The 25232-nt window shown below is 29.3% G+C and carries 40 protein-coding genes; all 40 read left to right on the forward strand.

The annotated features are described in order from the left end of the window. Positions 1 to 523 precede the first annotated feature (523 nt). The 40 genes from OW729_RS04535 (at position 524) to OW729_RS04730 (ending at position 25160) form a co-directional block, all read left to right on the forward strand. On the forward strand, positions 524 to 760 hold the full coding sequence (locus OW729_RS04535) for a hypothetical protein (protein ID WP_268060272.1): 237 nt from the start codon (positions 524 to 526) through the stop codon (positions 758 to 760). 2 nt (positions 761 to 762) lie between these two features. Beyond that, positions 763 to 1152 (forward strand): single-stranded DNA-binding protein, encoded by a 390-nt coding sequence (locus tag OW729_RS04540; RefSeq protein ID WP_268060273.1) that lies wholly within the window; start codon positions 763 to 765, stop codon positions 1150 to 1152. A gap of 200 nt (positions 1153 to 1352) precedes the next feature. Beyond that, on the forward strand, positions 1353 to 1601 hold the full coding sequence (locus tag OW729_RS04545; protein ID WP_268060274.1) for a hypothetical protein: 249 nt from the start codon (positions 1353 to 1355) through the stop codon (positions 1599 to 1601). Positions 1602 to 1612: 11 nt separating this feature from the next. Further along, positions 1613 to 1780, forward strand: coding sequence for a hypothetical protein (locus OW729_RS04550; RefSeq protein WP_268060275.1), 168 nt, complete (start codon positions 1613 to 1615; stop codon positions 1778 to 1780). 67 nt (positions 1781 to 1847) lie between these two features. Next, on the forward strand, positions 1848 to 2072 hold the full coding sequence (locus tag OW729_RS04555; RefSeq protein WP_268060276.1) for a hypothetical protein: 225 nt from the start codon (positions 1848 to 1850) through the stop codon (positions 2070 to 2072). 64 nt (positions 2073 to 2136) lie between these two features. Continuing rightward, positions 2137 to 2997: an HK97 family phage prohead protease gene (locus OW729_RS04560; RefSeq protein WP_268060277.1), complete on the forward strand. Its 861-nt coding sequence runs from the start codon at positions 2137 to 2139 to the stop codon at positions 2995 to 2997. Further along, a complete protein-coding gene (locus OW729_RS04565; RefSeq protein ID WP_268060278.1) occupies positions 2997 to 4169 on the forward strand; it encodes a phage major capsid protein in 1173 nt (390 codons plus the stop codon). Before OW729_RS04560 ends, OW729_RS04565 begins: the two co-directional genes overlap by 1 nt. A 12-nt stretch (positions 4170 to 4181) precedes the next feature. Continuing rightward, on the forward strand, positions 4182 to 4556 hold the full coding sequence (locus tag OW729_RS04570; protein WP_268060279.1) for a hypothetical protein: 375 nt from the start codon (positions 4182 to 4184) through the stop codon (positions 4554 to 4556). Next, the gene (locus tag OW729_RS04575) at positions 4549 to 4686 is read left to right on the forward strand and encodes a hypothetical protein (RefSeq protein WP_268060280.1); all 138 of its coding nucleotides are present in this window, start codon (positions 4549 to 4551) and stop codon (positions 4684 to 4686) included. The genes OW729_RS04570 and OW729_RS04575 overlap by 8 nt, the downstream gene beginning before the upstream one ends. A gap of 320 nt (positions 4687 to 5006) precedes the next feature. Beyond that, positions 5007 to 5360: a hypothetical protein gene (locus OW729_RS04580; protein WP_268060281.1), complete on the forward strand. Its 354-nt coding sequence runs from the start codon at positions 5007 to 5009 to the stop codon at positions 5358 to 5360. Between the two features lie 93 nt (positions 5361 to 5453). Further along, positions 5454 to 5777 (forward strand): hypothetical protein, encoded by a 324-nt coding sequence (locus tag OW729_RS04585; RefSeq protein WP_268060282.1) that lies wholly within the window; start codon positions 5454 to 5456, stop codon positions 5775 to 5777. Between the two features lie 102 nt (positions 5778 to 5879). Next, positions 5880 to 6281, forward strand: a complete 402-nt coding sequence (locus tag OW729_RS04590; RefSeq protein WP_268060283.1) for a hypothetical protein — start codon at positions 5880 to 5882, stop codon at positions 6279 to 6281. Between the two features lie 53 nt (positions 6282 to 6334). Beyond that, positions 6335 to 6835, forward strand: coding sequence for a 3'-5' exonuclease family protein (locus OW729_RS04595; protein ID WP_268060284.1), 501 nt, complete (start codon positions 6335 to 6337; stop codon positions 6833 to 6835). Positions 6836 to 6919: 84 nt separating this feature from the next. After that, positions 6920 to 7522 carry a head-tail connector protein gene (locus OW729_RS04600; protein ID WP_268060285.1) on the forward strand — a complete coding sequence of 201 codons (603 nt, stop codon included), beginning with the start codon at positions 6920 to 6922 and terminating at the stop codon, positions 7520 to 7522. Next, complete coding sequence (locus tag OW729_RS04605; protein ID WP_268060286.1) at positions 7522 to 8037, forward strand: hypothetical protein; 516 nt, start codon at positions 7522 to 7524, stop codon at positions 8035 to 8037. Before OW729_RS04600 ends, OW729_RS04605 begins: the two co-directional genes overlap by 1 nt. An 83-nt stretch (positions 8038 to 8120) precedes the next feature. Beyond that, complete coding sequence (locus OW729_RS04610) at positions 8121 to 8465, forward strand: hypothetical protein (RefSeq protein WP_268060287.1); 345 nt, start codon at positions 8121 to 8123, stop codon at positions 8463 to 8465. Beyond that, positions 8458 to 8994 carry a phage neck terminator protein gene (locus OW729_RS04615; RefSeq protein ID WP_268060288.1) on the forward strand — a complete coding sequence of 179 codons (537 nt, stop codon included), beginning with the start codon at positions 8458 to 8460 and terminating at the stop codon, positions 8992 to 8994. Before OW729_RS04610 ends, OW729_RS04615 begins: the two co-directional genes overlap by 8 nt. An 18-nt stretch (positions 8995 to 9012) precedes the next feature. Next, complete coding sequence (locus OW729_RS04620; protein ID WP_268060289.1) at positions 9013 to 10044, forward strand: DUF3383 family protein; 1032 nt, start codon at positions 9013 to 9015, stop codon at positions 10042 to 10044. 16 nt (positions 10045 to 10060) lie between these two features. Continuing rightward, positions 10061 to 10477 carry a phage structural protein gene (locus OW729_RS04625; RefSeq protein WP_268060290.1) on the forward strand — a complete coding sequence of 139 codons (417 nt, stop codon included), beginning with the start codon at positions 10061 to 10063 and terminating at the stop codon, positions 10475 to 10477. Between the two features lie 27 nt (positions 10478 to 10504). Continuing rightward, positions 10505 to 10864: a hypothetical protein gene (locus tag OW729_RS04630; RefSeq protein ID WP_268060291.1), complete on the forward strand. Its 360-nt coding sequence runs from the start codon at positions 10505 to 10507 to the stop codon at positions 10862 to 10864. A 218-nt stretch (positions 10865 to 11082) separates the two neighbouring features. Beyond that, positions 11083 to 11628, forward strand: coding sequence for a hypothetical protein (locus OW729_RS04635; protein WP_268060292.1), 546 nt, complete (start codon positions 11083 to 11085; stop codon positions 11626 to 11628). A 229-nt stretch (positions 11629 to 11857) separates the two neighbouring features. Beyond that, the gene (locus tag OW729_RS04640; RefSeq protein ID WP_268060293.1) at positions 11858 to 12037 is read left to right on the forward strand and encodes a helix-turn-helix transcriptional regulator; all 180 of its coding nucleotides are present in this window, start codon (positions 11858 to 11860) and stop codon (positions 12035 to 12037) included. 129 nt (positions 12038 to 12166) lie between these two features. After that, positions 12167 to 13009, forward strand: coding sequence for a BRO-N domain-containing protein (locus OW729_RS04645; RefSeq protein ID WP_268060294.1), 843 nt, complete (start codon positions 12167 to 12169; stop codon positions 13007 to 13009). A gap of 268 nt (positions 13010 to 13277) precedes the next feature. Beyond that, positions 13278 to 13484 carry a hypothetical protein gene (locus OW729_RS04650; protein WP_268060295.1) on the forward strand — a complete coding sequence of 69 codons (207 nt, stop codon included), beginning with the start codon at positions 13278 to 13280 and terminating at the stop codon, positions 13482 to 13484. 1 nt (position 13485) lies between these two features. Next, the gene (locus OW729_RS04655) at positions 13486 to 13998 is read left to right on the forward strand and encodes a hypothetical protein (protein WP_268060296.1); all 513 of its coding nucleotides are present in this window, start codon (positions 13486 to 13488) and stop codon (positions 13996 to 13998) included. Between the two features lie 3 nt (positions 13999 to 14001). Beyond that, positions 14002 to 14175 carry a hypothetical protein gene (locus OW729_RS04660; protein WP_268060297.1) on the forward strand — a complete coding sequence of 58 codons (174 nt, stop codon included), beginning with the start codon at positions 14002 to 14004 and terminating at the stop codon, positions 14173 to 14175. 15 nt (positions 14176 to 14190) lie between these two features. Beyond that, entirely contained in the window at positions 14191 to 14928 is a 738-nt protein-coding gene (locus OW729_RS04665) for a Rha family transcriptional regulator (RefSeq protein WP_268060298.1), read from the forward strand. 67 nt (positions 14929 to 14995) lie between these two features. After that, the gene (locus tag OW729_RS04670) at positions 14996 to 15181 is read left to right on the forward strand and encodes a hypothetical protein (RefSeq protein ID WP_268060299.1); all 186 of its coding nucleotides are present in this window, start codon (positions 14996 to 14998) and stop codon (positions 15179 to 15181) included. A gap of 119 nt (positions 15182 to 15300) precedes the next feature. Beyond that, entirely contained in the window at positions 15301 to 17613 is a 2313-nt protein-coding gene (locus tag OW729_RS04675; protein WP_268060300.1) for a phage tail tape measure protein, read from the forward strand. A gap of 54 nt (positions 17614 to 17667) precedes the next feature. Then, on the forward strand, positions 17668 to 18159 hold the full coding sequence (locus OW729_RS04680; RefSeq protein ID WP_268060301.1) for a phage baseplate protein: 492 nt from the start codon (positions 17668 to 17670) through the stop codon (positions 18157 to 18159). A gap of 11 nt (positions 18160 to 18170) precedes the next feature. Beyond that, positions 18171 to 18530: a phage baseplate plug family protein gene (locus tag OW729_RS04685; protein WP_268060302.1), complete on the forward strand. Its 360-nt coding sequence runs from the start codon at positions 18171 to 18173 to the stop codon at positions 18528 to 18530. Continuing rightward, on the forward strand, positions 18523 to 19308 hold the full coding sequence (locus OW729_RS04690) for a phage protein (protein ID WP_268060303.1): 786 nt from the start codon (positions 18523 to 18525) through the stop codon (positions 19306 to 19308). Before OW729_RS04685 ends, OW729_RS04690 begins: the two co-directional genes overlap by 8 nt. Continuing rightward, the gene (locus OW729_RS04695) at positions 19305 to 19862 is read left to right on the forward strand and encodes a Gp138 family membrane-puncturing spike protein (protein ID WP_268060304.1); all 558 of its coding nucleotides are present in this window, start codon (positions 19305 to 19307) and stop codon (positions 19860 to 19862) included. The genes OW729_RS04690 and OW729_RS04695 overlap by 4 nt, the downstream gene beginning before the upstream one ends. A 9-nt stretch (positions 19863 to 19871) precedes the next feature. Beyond that, positions 19872 to 20270: a hypothetical protein gene (locus OW729_RS04700; protein WP_268060305.1), complete on the forward strand. Its 399-nt coding sequence runs from the start codon at positions 19872 to 19874 to the stop codon at positions 20268 to 20270. Further along, positions 20263 to 21423 carry a baseplate J/gp47 family protein gene (locus tag OW729_RS04705; RefSeq protein ID WP_268060306.1) on the forward strand — a complete coding sequence of 387 codons (1161 nt, stop codon included), beginning with the start codon at positions 20263 to 20265 and terminating at the stop codon, positions 21421 to 21423. The genes OW729_RS04700 and OW729_RS04705 overlap by 8 nt, the downstream gene beginning before the upstream one ends. Then, positions 21423 to 21938: a hypothetical protein gene (locus OW729_RS04710; RefSeq protein ID WP_268060307.1), complete on the forward strand. Its 516-nt coding sequence runs from the start codon at positions 21423 to 21425 to the stop codon at positions 21936 to 21938. The genes OW729_RS04705 and OW729_RS04710 overlap by 1 nt, the downstream gene beginning before the upstream one ends. A gap of 17 nt (positions 21939 to 21955) precedes the next feature. After that, positions 21956 to 22255, forward strand: a complete 300-nt coding sequence (locus OW729_RS04715; protein WP_268060308.1) for a hypothetical protein — start codon at positions 21956 to 21958, stop codon at positions 22253 to 22255. After that, positions 22255 to 22422 (forward strand): hypothetical protein, encoded by a 168-nt coding sequence (locus tag OW729_RS04720; protein WP_268060309.1) that lies wholly within the window; start codon positions 22255 to 22257, stop codon positions 22420 to 22422. The genes OW729_RS04715 and OW729_RS04720 overlap by 1 nt, the downstream gene beginning before the upstream one ends. 12 nt (positions 22423 to 22434) lie before the next feature. Next, positions 22435 to 24642, forward strand: a complete 2208-nt coding sequence (locus tag OW729_RS04725; protein WP_268060310.1) for a hypothetical protein — start codon at positions 22435 to 22437, stop codon at positions 24640 to 24642. A gap of 371 nt (positions 24643 to 25013) precedes the next feature. Further along, entirely contained in the window at positions 25014 to 25160 is a 147-nt protein-coding gene (locus OW729_RS04730; RefSeq protein ID WP_268060311.1) for an XkdX family protein, read from the forward strand. Positions 25161 to 25232: the final 72 nt, after the last annotated feature.

Raw genomic sequence — 25232 nt, forward strand, 5'->3', positions numbered from 1 at the left:
GGTCATAATGATATGCCAGTATATAAAAAACCTTTTGATAGTGATAGCTTTTTAAAAAATGCAGAAGCAATAGCACGAGGAAATAGGAATATAGCTAAGCTAAGCGAAATAGAAAATTTCTTATCCTTAAAAAAGTTTTGGTCATTACCACTATATATACAAGATAATTTATTAAAGTGGAGAGAAAACTTACCAATTGAAGAAAGAATTAACTTTATACATGTTGTAGGAAATTTTAACACTACAAAAAAAACTGACAATATTGAGGAATTAGTAGAAGATATAAAACTAGATAAAGATATAGTAGGTAAAGAATATAAAAGCGTACCAATGTTTCAAGTAAATCATTTAATAAAATATATTAAAACTATAAAAGATTTTAGAAGTTTAAATATAAAAATATCCGAGAATGGATATGAAGCAGAAACTATATTTGAAAAAACAAGGTTTTTAAATCATGAAAAAAACTTAATAGATTTATTAATTAAAATAATTTTAAAAAATGATTTGGAGGAAATTAAAAGTGAATGAATTTGAAAAACACTTACAAAACTTTGAATTAAAAGAAGCCATTCAAAACATAAAAGAAAATTTAGATTTATATCCAGAGTATGCGGCAACTATGGCTAGTATTCTTAAAATGTATTTTGATAGCTTAATCAAAGCGGGATTTACAGAAGAACAGGCGTTTACATTAGTTATAGAACATGGTGTTGATTATGGTGCTATATCAAGAATGCAATCAAACAAGGAGGATTAAATATGAATAAATGTGTTATTACAGGACGTATTACTAAAGACCCAGAATTAAAGTTTGTTCCAGGTAGTGGGAAAGCAGTAGCAAATTTTACACTAGCTGTAAATAGAAGATTTAAACAGGAAGGACAACAAAACGCAGATTTTATTCCAGTAGTAGTATGGGGAAAGCAAGCAGAAGCAACAGCTAACTATATGGGAAAAGGAAGCCAATTGTCTGTAGCAGGCAGAATTCAAACTAGGAGTTACGATAATAAAGAAGGCAATAAAGTATATATAACTGAAATAGTAGCGGATGAAGTTGAATTTTTAGATAGTAAAAAAACTGATAATACAAGTAGCCAAATCGAGTATGACGAAGATATGCAACAAGTTGGTGGGGATATACCTTTCTAACCTTGTACGGTATAGATTAAGAAGGAGGTACGGTATGGATAATATATTAAGAATTGAGGTAATACCTTGTAAAAGTTTTAGAGATCATTTGCATCTTAAAAACCAGTTGAATAATCAAAAGAAAAAGAATCTAATAAAGCATGTATCAGACCTAGGTACGTGCTTCTATGTAGAACATTTTAAGACAAGAGATCAATCGTATGAAAGAATTTGAACTTGAATATGACTATGATTTGGAAGAAACAACATACAATGAATACGAAGAAATGCAAGTGATAAATGAGATAAGAATCGGATTAATGATGAATGAGATAACAACTACTATTACTAAAAAACAATTAATAAAATGGTTCTCTAACATACAAATGAAAAAGAGAGATTTTTGCGAGAATGTAACTTGTAATGATCTTGTTGATATTGCAAAGGAATGTGGATTGAAAATTGTATAGGAGGTTATTTCATGGATAGTATTTTAAATAAAATAGGAGAAGCAAGAAAGCAACTAATTGAAATAGGTTATAGTGGTAAGGTTGTAGATGAAATAGCAGAGAGTAATAACGCAAAAAGTAATGAAGAAAGATTAGCAAACTTGCTAGGTGAGTTAGCGTATTGTAATGACAGTTATTAAAAAAGACTATGCAAAGTACACATAGCCAAACAGTTAAAAACATTATACCATATAAAGGAGTAGTTTTATGGAATATGTAATTAAAAAAATAAAAGGAAATATAGACTATAACAAGCAGGAAATACATGATATGCGAGATGAATTACAAACACATGTAAATCAATGTAGGATTATAAGAGAAAGAATAGAAGAGTTATATTCTCAAAACAAAGAATTAGAATATGCATTATATAAATTAGATGAACAATATACTAACAAGACTAGAGAAATTCTAGTCTTTTGTACGTTATAACTTAAAATAAAAAGTATGATATAATGTAAATAGTAAGTGATACCGTAACAAGGGTGGTGAAGTTGTGGAGTTAGAATTTAAAAATCTTAATTTAGAGATTAAAGAAATAAACGAAAAAGGTATATTTAAAGGTATTGCTAGTCCTTTTGGAAATATTGATTTAGGAAATGATAGAGTTCTTCCGAGTGTTGCTAATAGAAATAATAATAAAACAATTCCTTATTTGTGGCAACACAAAACTACGGAGCCAGTAGGACAAGTGAAGTTATTTTCTACATCACAAGGTTTGGAGTTTGAAGGGAAATTATACTTAGATACAAACGAGCAAGGAATACCTCTAATACCTAATGCACATAAAGCGTATGTACTTATGAAAAATAAGCAACTAAAAAATAGTATTGGATATAAAACTTTAGATTATGAATATGTAACAGAGGGCAAGAAAACTATCAGAAATCTAAAAGATATTGAAATAATGGAAGTTTCTGGGGTAACATTCCCTATGAATCCCAGGGCTACTATTACTGATGTAAAGGAGGAAGGAGGTAACGAGAATATGGAATTAAAAGAAAAAGTAGAAAGTTTAGAGCAACAAATAACCTCTATAACAGAAATGTTAAAGCCTTTGCAAGAAGAAAAAACATTTTCTGATAAGATAGAAGAATTTAAAAACTACATAGATATAGAAATAAAAGCAGGAAAGATATTAAGTAAAGCTAACAGGACAAAAATAAAAGAAGCTTTGGAAACTTTAAAAGCTATGTTAGGTGACGACGAGGATATGCAAAAGGAAGACGAAAAGGTTTGTAAAACACCTAAAAAGCAAGAAAAAGAAAATAATGATAATATAGAACTAAAGTCTGATGAACTAGAAGCTTTAAAGGACTTATTTAATATTGTAAATAAAAAGGAGGAAGATAAATAATGGAAATAAAAGATATGATACTTAATATAAAAGAAACAGTAGAGAAGAAGGCAGACAGTGAACAGCTAGAAAATATTAAAAAGGCAATAGATGAAATACAGGTTAAAATGCAAAGACCTATTATAGCTCCTGCTATAGAAAATAAAAGCAAATACTTTGATGGACAAAAGGCAGCTAGATTATGGAAATGCCAAATATATGCACAAAAAGAAAAGAAAAGTGTTATAGACGCAGCAAACGAAATATATAGCAATGATGAAACTTTCGTAAATGAAGTTAAAACATTAATGTCCGGTGGAAATGCTGGACAGTTAATAGAAACACAATACTATGCGGAAATATTACCATTACTATACAATAACACTATTTTTGATAAAATGGGCGTTAGAAGATTACCAATGCCAAAAGGTAATTTAACAATTAGGAAAATGATAAGTGGATCAACAGCAGCTTATATCGGAGAAACTAAAGCACCAAAACCAAGTTTTGCAAGATTTGCAAGCCTTAAATTATCAAGCAAGAAGTTATCTATAAAAACTATTCTTTCAAATGATTTAATTAGAGATGCTTCACCAGAAGCTGATAGAATAGTAAGAGATGATATGGTAATGCAAATGAGAATTGCAATGGATTATAACGCTTTATATGGTTTAGGTACTGAATTTACACCAACTGGAATATCTAACTCGGAAGGAGTTACAAAAGTAACTAAAGCCGAAGTAATTGACGGGGATAAGTTATATTCTTATATGGTTACTCCGCTAAAGAAAGCTAACATACCTATGACAAACTTAGGATGGGTATTTAATCCAGACGTATTTACAATACTTTATAACGAAACTTTCCCTAATGGAAATTACAAATATAGAGATGAATTGAAAAATGGAAGATTCCACGGTTTCCCATTTGTTGAAACTAATCAGATAACCACTGGAACAGATGCAAAAGGAAAGGTAGATATATTCTTCGGAGACTTTGATCAATTTATGATTGGCGAGCAGATGGCATTAGAAGTTAAAACAAGTGAAGATGCATCTTATTACGACGAAGATGGAAATTTACAAAGTGCTTTTGATAATGATGAAACAGTTATAAAAGGGTTAATGATTCATGATTTTGGTGTTGCATATGGAAAAGCATTTACAGTGGGTAATTTCCAAACAATAGCTTAGGAGGTATAGAATATGAAGAAAACAATTATGAATGGTGATATGAAATTAGTACCAGTAACAAAACCTAGTGATAATTCAGCAATAGTAGTTGATAGAAAAAATTATTTAAGTGGTATTTTACTATTATCCAGTGGAAACGCTACAAGTTCTAACACTGTAAAAGTAAAAATACAGCATGGCAGTAAAATAGATGGATCAGACATGGTTGACTTTGGAGTTGAAACTGCTAAATTAATTGCGGCGGATACTTCTACTAATTTATTAATAGACTTAACTGGAGCAAAGCAATACATAAGGATTGCAGCAGTTACAGAAGGAACAGCGCCAACATATTCAGCACAGCTATTGCTAGCAGATGCACAATACGGAGATGATTTTAATGCTTAAAGTCTTTTGTAGCATATGTGGAGAAGATTTAGAAAAATGCAAATGCAAAAAAGAAGTTATAAAAGAAACTAAAGTAATAGAACCAGAGGAAACTAAAACTAAAAAACGAACTAAGAAAAAAACAGAGTAGTCACATTTGTGGCTACTTTTGTACGTTATTTATTTAAAATAATTATACGGTATAACTTGACAATTAAGTAAGTTAGTAATATAATATAAATAACAACAATACAAGAGGATTTAAATATGAAAGATACAAATAAATTTAACAAAAGAATAGACAACATGAGTAGTTATGAATTAGGATATATTTAAAAGAAAGGGGGCTGTATAAAGAATATAAAGATTATTCAATAAATGCTATAAAGAATAAGCTAAAAGAAAGAAATAAATACTTTGATTCGTAAAATTAGTATATGGTGAAGTTAAAACTTAAGGAGGAATAAAAAAATGATTGATGCTAGAGCAAAAGCATACGATGAAAAAAAATACAAAGAACAAATGGAATTTGAATCAAATTTACCAGTAATAAAAGTGGCTCGAATTACTTTTGGACTAAGTATAACGGATAAATATTTTTTAGATTGCTCTGTAGATAACGTTAGAGCAAAATATGAATTATGTGGAATGGTAACAGAAAAAAATGTAAAAGAAGAGGTGGATTTATTAATAGATTTAGCAAGAAAAGAATTTAAGAAAGACCCATTTAAATCGCATATACTTAATTATTTAATTAAAGGGAACTTAGATATTATATATAAAGAATTAAAAAGAATAAAAGATATGTTAATAGGAACAATTTAAGTTTTTAGTACACAATTTAGAAGTTTTACGGAACTGCAACCTGTAGTTCCTGAATCTAATTTGTAAAATGTGAAATAAAAAGAGGGTTATATATTGAAAATCGGATTATTTTATGAAGATAAAAATACTGGTGAATTATTTATGTGTGACAATTTTACAAAGTCTACTTATGTATGGATAAATAAAAAAGGTGAGAGTATTACCGAAGATAAATGGGATTCAGCTAAACATATGAATTTAGTAGCTTGTAAAGATAACCAAAAAATAAAAAATTTTTTAGATGATTTGACTTATAAAGTGATGGGACTATGTGAAACTTGTAATAAAACATTTGTTTCTAATTTTAGAAAATATATAAATGAAATAGCCAATGGAGATGAATTATGTCCGATTTGTGGAAAAAGATTATGGTATTAGTTGCTTCATAATACAAAAGTGTTGAGGATTAAGCAATATCAATGCTTAGTCCTCTAATTTGTATATTGCGACACTAAAAAAATAAATTTGGAGGAAAATAAAATGATGTTAGAACAGAAACTTAAAAAGTTAGAAAGACTACATAGTCTACTTCAAGAAGAAGAGAAATTATTATTAGAAGTTGATTTAATGAATCAATTTCAAAATAATAAATTTACATCTCAACAATGTATAGTTAAGGATGAATTAGAGAAATTAAGAGCTAAGACCTCCGCACAAGGAAGCTGTGGTAATTTGATTAGTATCTTAGAAGCATTGGGATTAGAAGCTAGTAATAAGTATCACATCATTAATGGAGATTTTATAGAAATTCATAATAATAGAATCTTTTATGTTCATTATCCTTACAATGTATACGGTGGAATGGGTTCTACACCTCTAACTAAGGATGAGATAACTGTAGAGGACGCTATTAGTGCACTTAAGAGTTATCATAAAATTTAAAAATAATATTATTAAAAATATAAAATATAAAAAAATATTAGGAGGAGTTAAAAATGGAAAGAAAATTAATATTTATGGATGGAGAATTTACAAAATTAACTACAAAAGGGGTTAATTTTTTAAGTTTAGCTTTAATAACAGAAGAAGGAAAAGAATTATATTTGGAAATAGAACAAGATAAAAACGATATAGATCCTTGGGTGCAAGAAAATGTTATACCATTACTAAATGGAAATGCTGTAACAAAAGAAGAAGCTAAAGAAGAAATAATTGAATTTGTAAAAGAAAACTATGGAGAAGATAAGCCAGTATTAGTAGCAGATGTAAACCAGTTTGACTGGAATGGTATTTGTGAATTATTTGGAGTTTGGGATATCCCTTTCTTCTATATACCTATAGATTTCTCATCTATATTATTTACAAAAGGAATAGACATAGATGTGGATAGAATCGAATTAGCCAAAAATCTAGGTATTAGTATAGAAGGATTTAAACAACATAATGCTTTAACAGACACTAAAATTTTAAAAGCTACATGGGATAAATTAAAATAGTCACAATATAAAAGCAATGTAACGCAAGAGGTAAAAGTACCTCTTGTTTTTTTTATGCTAAAATTTAATTAGGAGGTGGAATACATGACTTTAGTAACATTAGAAGAGTTAAAACAATGGTTAAATATAGATCAATCCGATACAAGTAAAGATATTATTCTTAATATTTACATTAACGGGGTTAGTGAAATGATTATAGGAATGATTGGAAGAAATATATTAGCAGAAGATCATATAGAGAAATATGCAGGAACTAATAGTAACGCTTTGATTTTAAAGAACTATCCTATTAATTCAGTTACGTCTATTAAGTACATTATAGATAATGCAGTTTATCGTGAATTAGATTCTACAGAATATGATATTAACAGTAAGAGCGGTATTTTATACAAAGATTTAGTTTGGGGTAAGATAGGTGGCAGTTCTCTTATGTCACAGAGAATTAACTATCCAAGGCGACATATAAGAATTGAATACAATGCTGGATATGCAGAAGTACCTGCGGATTTAAAATTACTTGCTTTGCAACTTATAAAAAGTCAATTAGGAATAGACAGTTCAGAAGGTGCAAGTCAAGGACTAAAATCTTACTCTATATCAGACGTAAAAATGGAATGGAAAGAAGATGTAAAGCTATCGCAAGAACAGATAGCTATCGTTAATAAATATAGGGCGGTGAATATATAATGGCTTCAATTACACGAACTGTAAGAGTTGATAATATGCCACGGTTAAGGCGTACTATTGATGAAATAAAGAGAAGAAAAATAAAGATAGGTATATTTGGTAGTGAAGATTCAGAAATACTAATGATAGCTAGTGTAAACGAATTTGGAACTGATATAAGAGTTACTCCGAAAATGCGAGCGTATTTACATTCGCAGGGATTACATTTAAAATCAACTACAAGTGAAATACACATACCAGAGAGAAGCTTTATTCGTAAAACTTTTAATGAGAAGAAAAATAAAATAGATACTTTCATAAGACAAAATTTAAACGAAGTTATAACGTTTAGAATAAGTACACAAACATTTTTTGATAGGGTTGGAACTTACTTAGTAGGACTTACACAAGAAACACTTACAGAGGTTAATAGTCCAGCAAACCATCCATTTACATTACAAAAAAAAGCACCTAAATCAAACCCTTTAATAAATACTGGGCGACTTAGGCAATCAATAACTTATAAGGTAGAATAAAAAATTAAATAAAAATAAAAAGTATAATTATGAGATTTTAAAAGTTATAAAAATATTTTTTACAACAGAAAGAGGGTGCTAAATTGGACTTAATACTTAATCGGTTTAAAAAAGATTTTGAATATAAAGAAATAACAGAAGGCAGTTACAACAACAACGGAGATTATATACCTGGAATAGAAATAACTTTTTCTTTTAAAGGTGCTATGTTACCTATAAATGAGAAGGATATGCAGTATTTACCAGACGGTTTTTATGGTATTTCAGATCAAAAACTTTATACGAGCGTGGCGTTAAGAGACAACACTAAAATAAAAGATATAGTAACAGAAGAAGAATATACGATATATGCTTTTAAGGGCTATAACATAATAAACCAAACATTCAAAAGATATTTCATGAAAAAGGTGGTGAAAGTAAATGGTTAATGTAATAGATGTGTGGAATAAAATAAATACTTCTCTTAATGTAAATCTAAAGAAAATTAACCCTAATTACAAATTTATAAAAGCTAATCTTACACATAATTTGCCACCTTACCCCTATGCTACCACCAATATACTTGTAGCATATGCACAAGATAAAGACGACTTTAGAGCAACTACAAAAGATAAAGCGAATATAGATGGAACTGTTACAACTACTAGATTAGAAGAACCTAAAATGACACTAAGTTTTACATTTTACTCTAATGATATGACAGAAATGTATGAGTTTATGCAGAATACTGTTAACGCACTACAAACAACAGTAAAGCAAGAATTAAGTGATAATGATATAATAATCTTAAGGTGTTCGGTATTTGTTGACAAAACTTCTATACTTGAAACGGAATATATTTATAAGTATGGATTTGATGTGCAAATAAGAGTTATGGATGAAGTAACAGTATCGAACGATAGTGTTGAAAGTGTTGAAATAGAAAGCACTATAGAAAATGTAATTATAGATTTTTAAAAGGGAGGTATTTAAAAAATGGCTGATATAAATGTAATAATTAGTGACCAAACGCAAGTTACTAGCCAAGAAGGATTTGGGAAATTACTTGTAGTTTGCACTACTACTGCACATAGCTATGAAGAATATGACATAAGTGAAGATTTAGCAAGTGTTCAAGCTGATTTTGCTACAGACACAGAAGTATATAAAATAGTTAATACTTTTGCAAGTCAAGAACCACGACCACAAAAAGTTGCTATTTTTGGAACAGATATAAGTGCTAGTCAAGACAAAGCAGCAGATTTAACAACTGCGCTAAATACGTTAATAACACAATACCCAAACTGGTATAGGATTATTTTAGACGATAAAACAGAAACTCTAATAACTGCGGTTGCAACATGGTCTGAAACAAATAACAAACAATTTTACACTCAATTTGATAACACAACTTTTACTACAGATTTTACATCTAAAAAAAGAACCGTATTAGGCTATAAAGAAAATGCTGATAGATTAGATGCGGCAATGGTTGGTTATGCAGCTACAAGAATTCCAGGTAGTTTTACATTTAAATTTAAAAATCTTAAAAATATTACAGCAGATGCAATACTACCAGCCGATTTAGCTACAATTAGAAGCAAAAACATGAATGCATATCTTAATAAATTTGAAGTAATAGGACTAGGTACTGCACAACTAGACAGTGGAGTAACAGCTTCTGGCGATTATATAGATCATATTGAGAGTATGGATTGGGTTAAATTCCAAATTGAAAGTGAAATAGCTAAATTATTAATGGCTACTGAAAAAGTATCATATACTGATGCTGGTATACAACAAGTTGTTAGCGCTATCACAACAGCTTTACAATCCGCCTTTAATAATGGAATCATAGGCACAAATGAAGATAATACGCCTGCATTTTCTATTACTTATAAAACAGTTAGGGAAATATCTTCTACAGACAGACAAAACAGAAAGCTTACTGGTATTAAGTTTAGTTATGTAGAAGCAGGAGCAATAGAAGAAGTAACAGTAAATGGTGCTGTAGTATTAGAACTGTAAGAAAGGAGTGGTATAGATGGCAAGACCTTATGATTTTAATTTAGTTAATTTGATTGTAAATTATAGTGGTGGACAGGAATATATAACTGGATTTTCTAATGGATCAGAAATAACGGTAGCTAGAAATAGCGATAAATATACTCCACACGTAGGTGCTAAAGGCGATACATCTTATGCAAAAACAAATGATAACAGTGGAACTATAGTATTTACCTTAAAACATGATAGTCCCTCTAATAAATTATTATCTCTACTAGCTAAAAGCGACGATACATTTACCACACAATTAGTGGATGGTAATGATATTGGTAAGGCTAAGGCTGGCGGTGGAGAGTGTGTTATTATGAAGCCCGCAGATATGCCAAGGGGTGCAGAAATAGGCGAAAGAGAATGGACAATAGCAGTTCCAAATTTAGATATGGCAGACGAATAAATATAATAAAATCGGAGGTATCGGAGTATGATTAATGAACAATTTAAGTTAAGTTTTAAAGTAGAAGGGGAAGAAAAAGAGATAACTGTTGTAATGCAAGAAATAAGCCCTTTTCTTATAAGTGATATGACAAGCGAATGTTTAAATACTAAAGGTAATAATATCCTTCCTGGCGAATACATAAAGTTAGCAATAGAAAACGGATTAATAGTATCACCTAAAAACCTAATGGAAGAAATAGAAAAAGCTGATGAACCGATTGCGGTAATAGGTCAATTGTTTGGTGAGGTTAACTCATTTTCAGCAAGTCCCAGAAAATACAAATTACAAAAAATACAGGAGAAAAGCAAAGAACAATCTAAGGGCGTGGAGTCTAGTAATTCCTAACCTTACATATACAGAGATAAAAAACATGTCTGCTAATGAATATAAAACTATGATGGCAGCGGTTGACTTGATTGAAGAGGAAGAAGAAAGAACAAGAAAAGAAGCTGAAAAGAATGCAAGAACAAAGTAAGGTGGTAATTCCACCTTGTTTTTTTTATGTTTGGAAGTAACATAGTAATTATGTTATAATATAGAAAAAGGAAATTTGGAGGGAAATTATGGATAAAAAAACAGAGAGAACCCCATCTATTATAGGGGGAATAATATCTATTATATTAGTAATATCATTTATGAAAGGGTGTATTTTTGGCAATAAAGAAACTACTACAGAGGTTACTAATAACAAACAAGAAACTGTTACTAAAGAATCAAAACAAGAAGAACAAAAAGAATTAACATTAGAAGAACATTTAAAGAAAGTAGATTCTAGTATTAAAGTAACTGGCAGTAAGGATAATGGCGGATATTATTTAGTTACAGTTAAATATACTGATGATTCACTTAAGCATATTGCAAATAAATGTTATCATATATTAAAATCTTTTAAAGAACATAAGGAATATAATAATGTTAATAAAATTGGCATAATGATAATGGCTGATTTTAATGACAAGTATGGTAACACTACAGAAGAAAAATCTTTTTCAGTGGACTTCCCAAAAGCTGAACTAGATAAAGTCAACTGGGATAATTTTTTATGGGAAAAGACTTTAGAATTGGGTCAAGAGGTTTGGATGCATAAAACAATTAAACAAGATATATAGAATTAGAAGGTGAAAGCCTTCTTTTTTTTATTTTCAATGAAAAAGTAAGAAAACAGCAGATAAGACAACCTATGTACGGTATAAGTATAATTATAATTAATACAGTACAATATTTGTAAGTTGATAACTAACAAACAAACCATTATAATAAAATTAATAAAATTAATAAAATAATGATTGCAATGTAAAATATATAATGGTATAATAATACATGAAAGGAGAATTTAATATGGAGAAGAGATTTTTAACAGCTAAAGAAGTTGCTGAAATGTTAGGCGTGGCTCAATCTACTGTATATAATTTAAAAAAGGAGGGGTTACCTTATTTTAAAATAGGAGGATCAATAAAATTTGATAAAGAAGAGGTATTACAATGGATTGATAAATGTAAAGTGTCTGACAAAAAATAAAGATAGCACACTTCATTGTGAAATGCACTATCCATATTATACTCTTTTAGAGTATGTTAAAGTAATACTCGACAATATTATTTTAGCATATTCTAACACTAAAAACAATACAAAAGGAGTGTATAGAGTATGAGCAATAATTTAATGGTATTTGAAAACAATAACGTAGAGGTATTTGAATTGAATGGAAAAATTTTATTCAATCCTTACAATGTTGGTAAATGTTTAGAATTAAGTGAATCAAGAGTTAGAGATTATTTAGCTTCAATGAATGAAAAACAATGTATAAAATTAACAAATTCTATTGTCGGTAATGCAGACATTAGAAAATTGCATAATACTGGTGAAAAATTTTTAACTGAAAGCGGAGTTTATAAATTAATATTTAAATCAAATAAACCAAATGCAGAAAAATTCCAAGATTGGGTTACTGATGAAGTGTTACCTACTTTAAGAAAAGAAGGAGCATATATAACTGAAAAAGCTAATCCAAATATGCTAAGAAAGAAAGCAAATGAAATTGAAAGTACACAGACAATAAATGAAGCATTAAATATAGTGTTACCTATTTTACAAAAAGCAAAAGTAAGTCCAGAAAGTCTAGCATTAACTACAAAAGAATTCTATAAAAAAGCTGGTATTAACTTACCTATAGATATCAATGCAGAAGAACATTATTTAACTGTTACGGATTTAGCAGAATACTGTGGTATGTATACTAAGAACGATAAGCCAGCCACACAAGCGCTATCATGTATACTTAAAGAAATACCTATTGCAGATAGTGAGAAAAAAATTGTGTGGGAACAAAAAGGGAACTGGCAAGGCAGTACAGTAAAATATAAAAAATCATTAATAGATAAGATTGCTGAATGGGTTGGCAAACATGGCTTTCCTACTAAAATTAAAACAGATAAAAGAACATATACGGTTAAATACGAACAAATGAATATTTACAAGAAGTTTGCTTAGTTTAGAGAAGGTCAATCCTTCTCTTTTTTTTGTTTATTTAAAGCAGTATATGAATAAAATTAATTTAAACGCATTTTAAGCAACTTTATTTTAAAAGGTGCAATATATCATAAAGTTTATTTAAATGCCTTAAAAACGATTTTAAAGCATGTGTTATTTATGTTTTCTTAATATTATAAACTTATACCGAAATAATTCTATAAATTTGTACGGTATTACTTGACAAAATTATTATAAGTATTATAATTAATTGTAAGGAGGTGATATTTTGAAACGCAAGCAATGGACTACCACATTTAGAGAAGATTTACGAAAGGGGGTTAATGTCTTAGCGGCAGAGTTAGGGGTTAAACCAAATCATGTGTTAGAAATAGCATTTGAATATTTAAAAGATTGTTTAGATGCAGAAGGGTATGAAAATACTCAAAATTATTTAGAAAAAGAAATATTATATAAATATAAGAAAGGAGAATAATATGAATCAGTATACATTATTTAGAAAATGGGTTAAAAATTCTTTAGATTTCCATTTAATTTATAAGGATTATGAAGGTTTTTTTATAGTGACTAATGGATATACAGCTTTCAAAATAAATAAATCAAATAAAACATACTCTGATATATTGAAGAAAGAAACTTTTCAAAATTTAAAAAATAACTTTTATATATATAATAGAAGATTGTCAGAATTCAATGATTTAAAATTAAGTGAATATTTTAAAAGCAATGGCAAGTTTAATACTGAAATTACAAAAATAATATATGACTATGATCCTAAAATCAAAGCTAGGTTATTGAAAAATAGCAATAATTCTTTAGTGTTTATCAATGAAAAAAATTTAAATTTTTTGTATAATATCGAACAATATAAAATATATTCAGATTTACCATTAAACCCAGTTATATTTATTTCAAGTGAAATTCAATTTTTAATATTTCCATTAAGAATAATGGATTTCCCATATACCATAAATAAAAAAGGAGTGTAAAAAATGAATGAATTAGAAATATTATTTAATTATATGATTGATTATTTAAAAGGCGGCTGGACATTTGAAGATATGAAACAAATAATAAAAGATTATTATTGTGATCCATATCTAGATTTAAAATGTATTGAATTAAGAGATTGCATGGAAGCTTTAGAAACAGAAATAATAAAATAATAGGAGGAATAATATATGTGTAAAAGTTTAGAGTTAATTAATCAAGGTGGAGAAATAAGAGTAAGTAGTAGAGTAATAGCTATGGATTTTGAAAAAGAACATAAAAATATAAAAAGAGATATACAAAATTTAATAAGCTCAAATTTGAGCGTATCTAAAATGTTTATTATAAATGAATATAAAGATTCTATGAATAGAAATCAACAAGAATATTTCATAAATCGTGATGGATTTAGTTTGTTAGTTATGGGTTTTACAGGCCAAAAGGCTCTTGAATGGAAACTTAAATATATAAATGCTTTTAATGAAATGGAAAAAAGATTAAACAAATTACCTAAATTATCTAAAGAACTACAAGCTATATTTACTTTAGATCAAAAACAAGAAGAGTTAAAAGAAGAAATAAACACTGTAAAATGTGAAATAAAAGAAATGAAAGACTATGCTACTTTAAGTGCTGCACAATGTGAATTTATTAATAGAAAATATAAGTCTAAAATAGTAAAAATATTAGGTGGCAAAGATAGTATGGCTTATAAAAATAGAAGTTTAAGAGCGAAAGTGTACGCTGATTTTCAAAAACAACTCAAAAAAGAATTTGTCGTACCTACCTACAAACATGTATTAGTTAAAGACTTGGATAAACTAATAAAATTTATAGATAAGTACGAAACACAAGATTACTTAAATATGTCGATTATTGGCTATAATAATCAACTAAAGTTTTCTAATAACAATATTATAACATTATAATGAGTTAAACACTAGTTTAAATATTAATTCGTAAAATTTGTATATTACGCAATAGGAGGGATAAAAAATGAAAAATAAAAAAATGATTGAAAGTGGCATTTGTCCACATTGTAATAAGCAAATGATTTATGAAAATGGTGAAAATGGTTTTACAACAGAATATTGGTGGGAATGCGAAGAGTGTGGAAGAAGTTATGACGAAGATACTGGTGAAGATATAACACAATATGAATTTTGGGATTTAGATTGTTAGTGTCACAATTTAAAAGAAGTATTCAAGAGAAGGGTGAAACCTTCTCTTTTTTTTATTGTGCTAAAATTAATATGTAAAGGTATATCGTATTATTAATATATATCGGAAGGAGGGGTAACATGGCAGCTTTAGAGGATTTAGTTTATAGTATTAGTTTTCAAACCAATGCTAGCGATTTGAGACTGATGCAAAGTTCAACTAATAGCTTAGATAGGAATATAAATAACGCTAGTAATAGTATGCGTGGATTAGATAGAAATACAAATTCTACAAGTTCTACTCTAAAAACTTTAGGGAAAGTAGTTGCAGGTGCATTTGTAACTAAAAAAGTTTTTGACTTCGGAAAAGCTTCTGCACAAACCTTTATGGATTTTGAACAAAGTATGGCAAATGTAAAGGCTACAATGGGTGGCGTTTCGAACCAAGATTTTGAAGCGTTAAAAAATGCAGCAAAAGAAGCAGGAAGAACTACAATGTATACTGCAAAAGAATCAGCCGACGCGTTAAATTATATGGCATTAGCTGGATTTGATACTAAACAAAGTATAGAATCATTACCGAAGGTTTTAAATTTAGCTGCGGCTGGTGGAATGGATTTGGCCAGAGCAAGCGATTTGGTAACAGATGGGATGAGTGCATTAGGATTGCAAACTAAAGATTTAGATATGTTTATAGATCAGATGGCAAGAACTTCTCAAAGAAGTAATACAAATGTTAATCAGCTGGGGGAAGCTATTCTTACTGTTGGTTCAGTTGCAAAAGATGCAGGATTAGACACAGCAAGCATGAATACAGAATTAGGTATATTAGCTAATGCGGGTAAAAAAGGTGCAGAAGGAGGAACAGCATTAAGAAATATATTATTAAACCTAACCGCACCTACTAAGAAAGTTTCAGATCAACTTAATAAATTAGGGGTAAAGACAACAGATGCAAATGGAAAAATAAGACCTTTAAATAATATACTTTTAGATTTAAAAAATAAAACTAAAGGTTTTACAGAAGGACAGCAACAAGCTATAAAGGCTATGATTGGGGGTAAAGAAAACGTTGCAGCTTTAACCATTCTTATGGATGGTGCTGGAAAAGGATATGATGATTTAAAGAAAAAAATTCTTGATAGTAATGGTGCTGCTAAGGCTATGGCTGACGATCAAAAGAATACAGTAAGCGGTGCATTTAAGGAACTGCAATCAGCTTTACAAGATTTGCAAATTAGTTTATTTGATACAACTGGTTCTGGTAAAAAACTACAGGATATTATACGAGGTATAACTAATATTATTCCAAAAGTTAAAGATGGATTTGCAAAATTTGGTTCAATCTTAAATGACGTTGTATTCCCAGTTGTAATTGATTTTAAAAACTATGTAGAAACAAGTTTAATACCTAAATTTAAAGAGATTGGCAATCAACTTGCAAATATATATAACACATATCTTCCAGAAACTAGTAATGGCTTTTCAAACTTAAAAAAAGTAGCTGGTACATTAGTTGATACAGGGTTAAATCTTGTAATAGCAGCGTTAAAATGGATAGCAAACAACAAAGGTCTTGTATTAGCTGCAGTAATTGGACTAACTACAGCATGGACTATACAAACTGGCATACTTATTGCTTTAAATATTCAAAAAGCTTATCACCAAGTTGTTACATTGTTGAATGTTGCCGCTGACCATTTAGAGACAGCTGCCATAATTGGATTATATACAGCGGAATTTGTAGCGGAAGGTGCAACTAAATTGTTAACTGCTGCACAATGGTTACTTAATGCAGCTATGAATGCAAGTCCAGTTGTAAGAGTTATAGGGTTTATAATATTGTTAGCAACGGTATTTATAACTGCATATAACAATTCGGAAACTTTCCGAAATGGAGTTAATTCATTGTGGGAATCATTAAAGAGTGGAGCAGAAACAGCAGTTAATTTTGTCGTAGGAAAAATTAATTGGCTAATTGAAAAAGCTAATTCTGCTATAGGATTTCTTAATAAAATACCTGGTGTAAACATAGGCAAAATTGGAGATGTTGGCTATGTTAACTTTACAGGTGAAAAACATGCTAAAACACCTACAAATGGATCAGTTAAACAAACACCGAAAAAGAATACTAGTCCTTTTGCTTCTCCATATATACCTATGTATGCAAGTGGTGTTAATTCAAAACCATTTTCGGGTCCAGCATTAGTTGGAGAAAATGGTCCAGAAATAGTTAACATAAATCGTGGCGATTCTGTTACACCTAATTACCAAACTAGAAGTATTTTAAATAGAGGTAGTGGCGGTGGAATGAATGTTAATTCACCAATTATTATAAACATTCACGGTAATGCAGATAGTGACACAGTAAATGATATTAGAACTGCTGTAAAAGAGGAATTAGAAAGTGTGTTTAGAACTGCCAGTGTACAACTAGGATATACAGAAATATAGCCCTTTAAGAGGGCTTTTTTATTTTCTAGTATAATTAGATTAGGAGGTGAAACTATGCCTAACATATGCAAATTAGGAGATGTATTTTTTACTGTTGTAGAAGAAGAAAAGATAAATTATTCAAATGATGTAACCACTAGGAATGTAGAAGATGGCACTACAATAAGCGATAATGTCGCTAATAAACCAGTTACTATAAGTATAGATGGAATTATTTTCAATAACACTGGTTACCCTTGGGAACAAATAACAAAATTAAGACGATATTGTTTAGATAAAAATGTATTAAGATATTATGCAAATTTTGGTTACTACTCTAGTATGGTAATTACAAGTTTTGAGAATACACACAACAAAGATGTAGCAGAAGGAATAACCTTCAACATGACTTTACAACAAGTCAGAATTATTGAGAAGCAAACTATAAGTATTAATACAAGTAGATTTACTATACCAGATATAGAAGCATTAAAAAAACAAAATAGTGACGGTGCAAGTACAAAACTTAAAAGCACAAGTAACGCTGGTAGAAAAGCTAAAAATTAGGAGGTGGATTTATGGGAACAATTGAAATAGATAAAGACCTTATACCATACAGATTCGACTTAGAATTAAGTAATAAAATATATACCTTTGTTATTAAATATAATTTCATTTCAGATTTTTTTACAATAGATTTATTGATAGATGATAAGATTTTGGTTCAATCAGAAAAAATTGTGTTGAACGAACAATTATTTAAAGATTTATATGAAGATTCAGAAGGTAATTTAAATGAAGATTTTTTTACAGAAGCTTTAATTTTTAAATCTAGTAATAAAAACATAAACGAAATAACATTTGTAAATTTACAAGATGAAGTTAAATTATTCTACTACACAAGAGAAGAAATAGAAAGTGGTGGTATGCATGAGTAAGTTTTTTGATAGAAAAATAGAAGTTATTATTGGTAATCGTCGTTGGGCTTATCCCTACATTGACATAGATTTTTCTATTAAATTTGACAGCGATACAATACCAGACGAAGCGGAGGTTACTCTTTATAATCTTTCACCTACGAGTGTTGCTCAAATTTCTAAAGGAACTGGTATTATTGTTAATGCTGGATATGGAACAGACACAGGAACAATATTGTCTGGTGTGATTTCAGATGTATTTACAAGCCAAAATGGAGTTGACAAGGAAACAAAGATTAAAGCGCTTAACATAACACAACAATATCTTAATAAAACAATATACAAGACATACCATGCTGGTGTAAAGGCGGATTATATTATCGCAAGTTTATTAGCGCTAGCAGGCAATTTAAAAGCTAATACATTACAACTATCTAATAATGTTACTTATCAACGGGGATTTGTAGCGAGTGGGAAAATATTAAATAATCTTACTAGAATAGCGAGAGATTGCAATTCAAGATTTTTAGTTCGTGGATCAGCAATTAATTTTATACCTAATCAGCAGGGCTTCCAAATGGGATTTCTCTTAAGCGCTTCTACTGGATTAATTAGTGTAGACAAAATAGATAAGTCAGACAGCGTGGCAACTCATAAGATAGAAATGTTATTAAATCACGCTATAGCACCTTATAGCTTATTACAAATTAAATCAAAAGATTTAAATGGAACAGTTTTAGTTATAGAAGGAGAACATAAGTCAGACTTTACAACTAGTGTGGAGGTGAGAACACTATGAAAGAAGTTGCTAAATTATTTCAAAGCGTTGTTGGTGGTATGGGCAATGATTTGAATGTAATGGTAATAGGTAAAATAGTAGAATATGATTCTACTTACAATACTGCCACTATCGAGCCTATGCATTATGTTCCACAACAAAATATACCATTTAGTCCACTTATTACTGTACCTATCGGATATTTTAGTTTGGGTGGATATACTATAAAAGTTCGTCCACGATTAGGTGATATGGTATTAGTTTTATTTTGCGATTATGATATAGATAATTTGCTTATAGATGGCAATACTAAGAAACCCGCAACAGATAGAACACATGCACTAGAGGATGCAATCGTGCTGCCTTTGAGTATTAATTTTCTTAATAACGCTTTTAATTCTACAGAAGATTTAATAATACAAAAAGAGGGAACAAGTAGTTACGTTAAAATTCAATCAAACGGAGATATAGTTATTAATGCAAATAATATTAAACTTGGAGAAAATGCAACTAAAAAAATACTAATAGAGGATAGCAACACTTACACTACATCTAATAAAGTTTATGCAGAATAACCTAAGGATTTGAAATCCAACGGTAAGGAGGGGATTAAAATTAAGAGCATAAAATTTCAAAACGGAGATATTTCTATTACATCAAAAAGATTAGACATTGTAGAAGACACAGAACAGAAAATACAAAAAACAAAAGGCTTACTTTTAGTAGCACAAGGAGAACTTTTCTATAATGCAAATATAGGATTAGATAGAACGGAAGTGCTAAGCATAAAAGAAAAAAATATAAGCAAAGAAAGAAAGTTGTTGGCTATATCAGAAGCGACTTATCAAGACGAAAATGTTGAAAAAATCGAATTTGCTGACATAACAACAGATAATAAAAACAGAAAACAACAAATTAATATAAAATTAAAGTATAAAGAAACATCAGATATTGTAGATGTAGGAGGTGTAGAGGTTGTCTGATTATGGAATTACTACAAATGGATTTAATCGAAAAACTTATAATAATTTATTAGAACAATTTGAAGCAGACTTAAAAAGTCAAGATGCTTTTGGAGAAAATATAGATTTTTCACAGCAAGACCCACTATATCAATTTTCAGTACCTTATATTTATATGATAAGCGAATTATGGGAGTTGGCTGAAAATGTGTTTTACAGTACAAGTCCAAAATTTGCGGAAGGTGTTCCATTATCTAACACAGGAAAATTTATTGGAATAGCTAGAAAACAGGCTACAAAGGCAGAAGGTATAGTAACTTTTACTGGTGCAGCAGGAACTACAATAGAAACTGGATTTTTAGTTGGAACAGATAGCGGAGTTACATTTGAAACCAAAGAAAAGAAAGTAATACCCGCTGGTGGAAGTGTAGATATTCCAATTGTTGCACAAATTGCAGGGGCTATCGGTAATACACCAGCTAACACTATTACTACAATAATAAATCCAATGATTGGTCTATCTTCTGTTACTAATAATTTAGAAACTACAAAAGGTCAAGATCAAGAAAGTGATCCACAGTTCAGAACACGTTATGATGAAACCACACAAGGTGGCGATGGTTCAACTGCTATTGCAATAAGAAATAATTTACTTCAAGTAACAGGGGTTTCTAGTGCTACAGTAAAAGAAAATGATACTAATGACACAGTAGATAATATACCCGCACATTCAATATTTTCACTAGTTAAAGGCGGAGCAGACACAGATGTAGCAAACTCCATTTTTGAGAAAAAGCCAGGCGGAATAGGAACTTATGGAAGCGTGTCTATAAATGTAACAGATACACAAGGTATCGTTCACACTATTAACTTTAGCAGACCAACCAATAAAAATATTTGGATAAATGTAACTATTACAAAAGGTTCAGATTATCCAGTTGACGGAGACACACTTATTCAAAACGCAGTAGTCTCCTATATAAATGCACTTGATATAGGAGAAGATATTATTGTGTATAAGCTAATTAATACTATAGCTAGTTTAGGTATCAGCGGCATAGAAGATATAGCAATCCAAACTAGTACAGATGGAACAACATTTACTTCTAATAATATAACAGTAAGTGCAGAAGAAAACGCAATAACAGATATAGACAAGGTGGTGGTACAATAATGACTACTAAAGACAGACTTATACAACTACTACCTTACTATTTGCAAAATGGAGAAAATATAAATAAATACTTCTCCGTATTAGCTAAATACTATGACGAACTCGTAAATGTATTTCTTGATATAATAGATAGTAGAGACATTGATAAATCTAAGCTATACGGTTTAGACATTATCGGAACTATAGTAGGAGAAGAAAGACAAGGAAGAACAGATTTAGATTATAGAAGTGCATTAAGAACAAAAATAATAGCTAATAGAAGCGCAGGCGATATAGAAACCTTAAACAACTATATGCGTTCTCTTATGGGAAATTTCTTTGTTGGAATATTAGAAGGTGGCAACACAAATTTAACTCTTAGATATACATTTCCAGCAGTAGAAAATCCAGTAAGCTATCTAAAAAAAGCTACACCAGCAGGAGTTAATATAGACACACAAATACAAACATATGTACCAGTAACAGGACAAAGGTTAGGATTATTAACACTTAACAAACGTCCTACCACTATTTAGACAGGAGGTATAAAAAATTGAAAAAGCTTATATTTAAAGATAAAGAATTTTTGGCAGAAAAGATTGTAAAAACAGAAAAAAGTATTATATTTTATATAAATAACGAAGAAATAAACAGATTGCAACCGTTATGCACCGACTTGAATGAATATAGAGTTTATAACGAAGATGGAAGCTTAGGACAGTTTGACACTATGTGCTTTAATGAGAACGTAGTTACAACAGGAACTGACTTAATGCGATTGCTATATGCAGTTTTAAAAGAAAATACTAACATGCAAGCTGAAATAGAAAAATTGAAGGGTGGCGTTGTGTAATGAGTATGAAAGATATGTTTGAACAACTAATAAAAGAAGGTAAAACAGACAAAGCAACACTTTTAGATATGTTAGAAGAGATAAAAAAAAGAAACGAAATAACTTTAGTGATAACAGAGGAAGAATACAATAATATCAAGGCTAGAATAGAAGCTTTGCCAAACTAAGGAGGTGCTTATATGGCTACAAGAGTAATATTTCAAGACCCTATATATCAATATCCTAATCGTTACCGACTTACAGATATAGGCGGTGGATTATACGAAATAGAATCAGAACCTGGCACTATTACACAAGAAGGTACTTTGCTAAGTGCTAATAATTTAAACGCTACCGCAGAAGAAGTTATTTTTCACACTATAGATACAGGTGAAAATGCTAATGAATTCATAACAGCTATAAATAATTTAGCAGATTATTACAACGGATTAAGTTTAGTGCTAAAATCAAATACAACAAATACTGGATCATGCACTATTAACATATCTTCGCTAGGAAATAAAAACATAAAAAAAATAAATACTTCTGGCAATAAAATCGACCTACAAGCAAACGACATAATTAAGAATAAATATGAATTGCTAGTATATGACGGAATAGACTTTGTTTTATCTAATCCAGCAGCAGATTTAGCAACAGTAATATCAGATTTAAACAATCTTACTATTAAAGTAAACACAATAGAAACAGATGTAAACACAATAAAAAACAAAGTTGTACATTTTGCAGTTAGTAGTGGTACGAATAATGCTTATACTGTAAACGTAAGTGGAATAACTTCTTTATATGCAGGATTACAAATAAATGTTGTTGCTAGTTTTAGCAACACTGGAAGTTCTACACTACAAATTAACAGTTTAGAAAGTAAAACAATTAAACTAAATCAAAATAATCTTATTGGGAATGAAATCAAAATTAATAATATATTTACAGTAATATTTGATGGCGTAAATTGGCAATTACAGCCAACAATGTCACAAATGCAACAAAGAAAGACATATTCGGAATTGAAAACTCTTAAGGATAATAATCAATTAGTCTCAGGTACGCAATATGTATTAACAGATTACAGAACTAAATACCGACAACCATATACAAATGTAATTAAATCTATGGATATTGAAGAATTAATTCTAACCGCAAGTAGTACAAGTACATTTGAACCTATAGTTAGTAGTAACACATATCCGCAAGACGTGATTTATTATGATTTTAATAATGCGGTGTGTGAGGATAATATTACATCTAGAAATGGATTTATTTTAAGAAGATATGATCCAATTAGTGGTAATGATGCACCACAAGATTGGAGGACTATGTTGTGGGCGAGATGGAAACCTCATCCTACTGCATATTATAAAGATGATAACTATGTTAGTTATGCTATATGGACTAGCGGGGATGCTTATACAAATTATATTTATAAAAGTGGGAATTCATTGTATGTAGCTAAAGATAACGTTACTCCCACTAGTCCTACTGATGCGAATGTTTTTGAAAAAATTTGTGATGATATTAATGAACCCTTTTTAAAGAATATTGAAAAACACCCCGTTTTAAGTTATGGAACTTCAAAATTAGAATTACGAAAAGGAGATTTAGGAGAAAGATTAACATTTGGGAATAATTGTAAAAATAACACAATAGAAGTAGGAGCAAGTTTGCATAACAATGTTTTTGGAGATAATTGTAATGGAAATAAACTTGGAAAAAATTGTTATGAAAATACTTTTGGGAATACTTGTAGTTCTAATTATTTTAAAAATTCTTGTAATTATAATATTTTTAGAAATGGTTTTTATGCTAATAATTTGAATAGTGCTTGTGCTAACAATATTTTTGGAATTAATTGCAGTTATAATAGTTTAGGGAATGATTGTGGTTCTAATATTTTTGGTAATGATTGTTATTATAATAGTTTTGATAATAATTGTGATTCTAATAGTTTAGGGAGCAATTGTAGTTCTAATAAGTTTGATGTTAAATGTTATCATAATAAATTTGGAATAAGTTGTAATCACAATAATTTTGGAAATAATTGTGATGTGAATGTTTTTGGAGATAGTTGTAATGACAATAGTTTTGGAAATTCTTGCGCTGAAAATACTATTGGGAAAGTTAATTCCAATATTGTTTTAGGAAATTATTGCAAAAAAAATACTTTTGGAAATTATAATGGTAGTATTATGCTATATACGGATTGTGGTTCAAATTCAATTGGAGATAATAAACATTTTATTTCTATGAAAAGAGCCAGTTTTATTAATATAAGTAATATATCGCTTCCAACTAATCAAAACTATACAATCGAAAGGGATGAAAGTGGAAAATATAGATACTGGTATTTAGATACCAATGGAAATGTGAAATCAACAATTATACCATAGGAGGATATTATATGAAATCAATAAAATATTATAAAAATGAATTAACAGGATATAAAGAAAAAAAGATATAGAAAAAGATGAAGTTATAAAAGAAGCTATATTTGAAATACAACAAGCAGAATATATATGCAATGATCAAGAGTTTCCTTACTGGTTAGAAGTAATTAAAAAAACTTATAGCGAATTTGGAAATGTAACATATGAATCTATAGAAGAAGAAAAGACAGAAGAAGAAATAAAAAAAGAATCTTTAATTAAAAACTTAGCTTCTCTTACTGTGGAAAACAAGAAAAAAGATTTACTTATAAGCAATTTAGCTAAGCAAATAAGCAATTTGAATATAAAATTAAATCAAATGGAGGTTGAAAAAAATGTTTGATTTTTATAAATTATTTTATCCTATTTATTTATCTATAGATGAATTAAAAGAAGCTTGCAAATATAAAGTAATTACAGATATAGAGTATAAAGAAATAACAGGAGAAGAGTATATTAAAGAAGATATTAAGGCGGTATAACCGCCTTTTGTCCGTTATAGATTAAATAATGTTATAATTAATATAAGAAAATACATACATAACATAAAGTAT

Source organism: Clostridium brassicae, assembly GCF_026738875.1.
In the GTDB taxonomy this organism is placed as follows: Bacteria; Bacillota; Clostridia; order Clostridiales; family Clostridiaceae; genus Clostridium_H; species Clostridium_H brassicae.

Bases quoted from the DNA above. Each gene is read 5' to 3' on its own strand.
- OW729_RS04575 (WP_268060280.1), top strand. From the start codon at position 4,549: ATGCTTAAAGTCTTTTGTAGCATATGTGGAGAAGATTTAGAAAAATGC.
- OW729_RS04635 (WP_268060292.1), top strand. From the start codon at position 11,083: ATGGATAAAAAAACAGAGAGAACCCCATCTATTATAGGGGGAATAATA.
- OW729_RS04665 (WP_268060298.1), top strand. From the start codon at position 14,191: ATGTGTAAAAGTTTAGAGTTAATTAATCAAGGTGGAGAAATAAGAGTA.
- OW729_RS04600 (WP_268060285.1), top strand. From the start codon at position 6,920: ATGACTTTAGTAACATTAGAAGAGTTAAAACAATGGTTAAATATAGAT.
- OW729_RS04615 (WP_268060288.1), top strand. From the start codon at position 8,458: ATGGTTAATGTAATAGATGTGTGGAATAAAATAAATACTTCTCTTAAT.
- OW729_RS04550 (WP_268060275.1), top strand. From the start codon at position 1,613: ATGGATAGTATTTTAAATAAAATAGGAGAAGCAAGAAAGCAACTAATT.
- OW729_RS04685 (WP_268060302.1), top strand. From the start codon at position 18,171: ATGGGAACAATTGAAATAGATAAAGACCTTATACCATACAGATTCGAC.
- OW729_RS04630 (WP_268060291.1), top strand. From the start codon at position 10,505: ATGATTAATGAACAATTTAAGTTAAGTTTTAAAGTAGAAGGGGAAGAA.
- OW729_RS04720 (WP_268060309.1), top strand. From the start codon at position 22,255: ATGAGTATGAAAGATATGTTTGAACAACTAATAAAAGAAGGTAAAACA.
- OW729_RS04695 (WP_268060304.1), top strand. From the start codon at position 19,305: ATGAAAGAAGTTGCTAAATTATTTCAAAGCGTTGTTGGTGGTATGGGC.
- OW729_RS04670 (WP_268060299.1), top strand. From the start codon at position 14,996: ATGAAAAATAAAAAAATGATTGAAAGTGGCATTTGTCCACATTGTAAT.
- OW729_RS04620 (WP_268060289.1), top strand. From the start codon at position 9,013: ATGGCTGATATAAATGTAATAATTAGTGACCAAACGCAAGTTACTAGC.
- OW729_RS04660 (WP_268060297.1), top strand. From the start codon at position 14,002: ATGAATGAATTAGAAATATTATTTAATTATATGATTGATTATTTAAAA.
- OW729_RS04725 (WP_268060310.1), top strand. From the start codon at position 22,435: ATGGCTACAAGAGTAATATTTCAAGACCCTATATATCAATATCCTAAT.
- OW729_RS04675 (WP_268060300.1), top strand. From the start codon at position 15,301: ATGGCAGCTTTAGAGGATTTAGTTTATAGTATTAGTTTTCAAACCAAT.
- OW729_RS04590 (WP_268060283.1), top strand. From the start codon at position 5,880: ATGATGTTAGAACAGAAACTTAAAAAGTTAGAAAGACTACATAGTCTA.
- OW729_RS04580 (WP_268060281.1), top strand. From the start codon at position 5,007: ATGATTGATGCTAGAGCAAAAGCATACGATGAAAAAAAATACAAAGAA.
- OW729_RS04645 (WP_268060294.1), top strand. From the start codon at position 12,167: ATGAGCAATAATTTAATGGTATTTGAAAACAATAACGTAGAGGTATTT.
- OW729_RS04570 (WP_268060279.1), top strand. From the start codon at position 4,182: ATGAAGAAAACAATTATGAATGGTGATATGAAATTAGTACCAGTAACA.
- OW729_RS04710 (WP_268060307.1), top strand. From the start codon at position 21,423: ATGACTACTAAAGACAGACTTATACAACTACTACCTTACTATTTGCAA.
- OW729_RS04640 (WP_268060293.1), top strand. From the start codon at position 11,858: ATGGAGAAGAGATTTTTAACAGCTAAAGAAGTTGCTGAAATGTTAGGC.
- OW729_RS04730 (WP_268060311.1), top strand. From the start codon at position 25,014: ATGTTTGATTTTTATAAATTATTTTATCCTATTTATTTATCTATAGAT.
- OW729_RS04655 (WP_268060296.1), top strand. From the start codon at position 13,486: ATGAATCAGTATACATTATTTAGAAAATGGGTTAAAAATTCTTTAGAT.
- OW729_RS04690 (WP_268060303.1), top strand. From the start codon at position 18,523: ATGAGTAAGTTTTTTGATAGAAAAATAGAAGTTATTATTGGTAATCGT.
- OW729_RS04605 (WP_268060286.1), top strand. From the start codon at position 7,522: ATGGCTTCAATTACACGAACTGTAAGAGTTGATAATATGCCACGGTTA.
- OW729_RS04545 (WP_268060274.1), top strand. From the start codon at position 1,353: ATGAAAGAATTTGAACTTGAATATGACTATGATTTGGAAGAAACAACA.
- OW729_RS04540 (WP_268060273.1), top strand. From the start codon at position 763: ATGAATAAATGTGTTATTACAGGACGTATTACTAAAGACCCAGAATTA.
- OW729_RS04555 (WP_268060276.1), top strand. From the start codon at position 1,848: ATGGAATATGTAATTAAAAAAATAAAAGGAAATATAGACTATAACAAG.
- OW729_RS04680 (WP_268060301.1), top strand. From the start codon at position 17,668: ATGCCTAACATATGCAAATTAGGAGATGTATTTTTTACTGTTGTAGAA.
- OW729_RS04565 (WP_268060278.1), top strand. From the start codon at position 2,997: ATGGAAATAAAAGATATGATACTTAATATAAAAGAAACAGTAGAGAAG.
- OW729_RS04595 (WP_268060284.1), top strand. From the start codon at position 6,335: ATGGAAAGAAAATTAATATTTATGGATGGAGAATTTACAAAATTAACT.
- OW729_RS04625 (WP_268060290.1), top strand. From the start codon at position 10,061: ATGGCAAGACCTTATGATTTTAATTTAGTTAATTTGATTGTAAATTAT.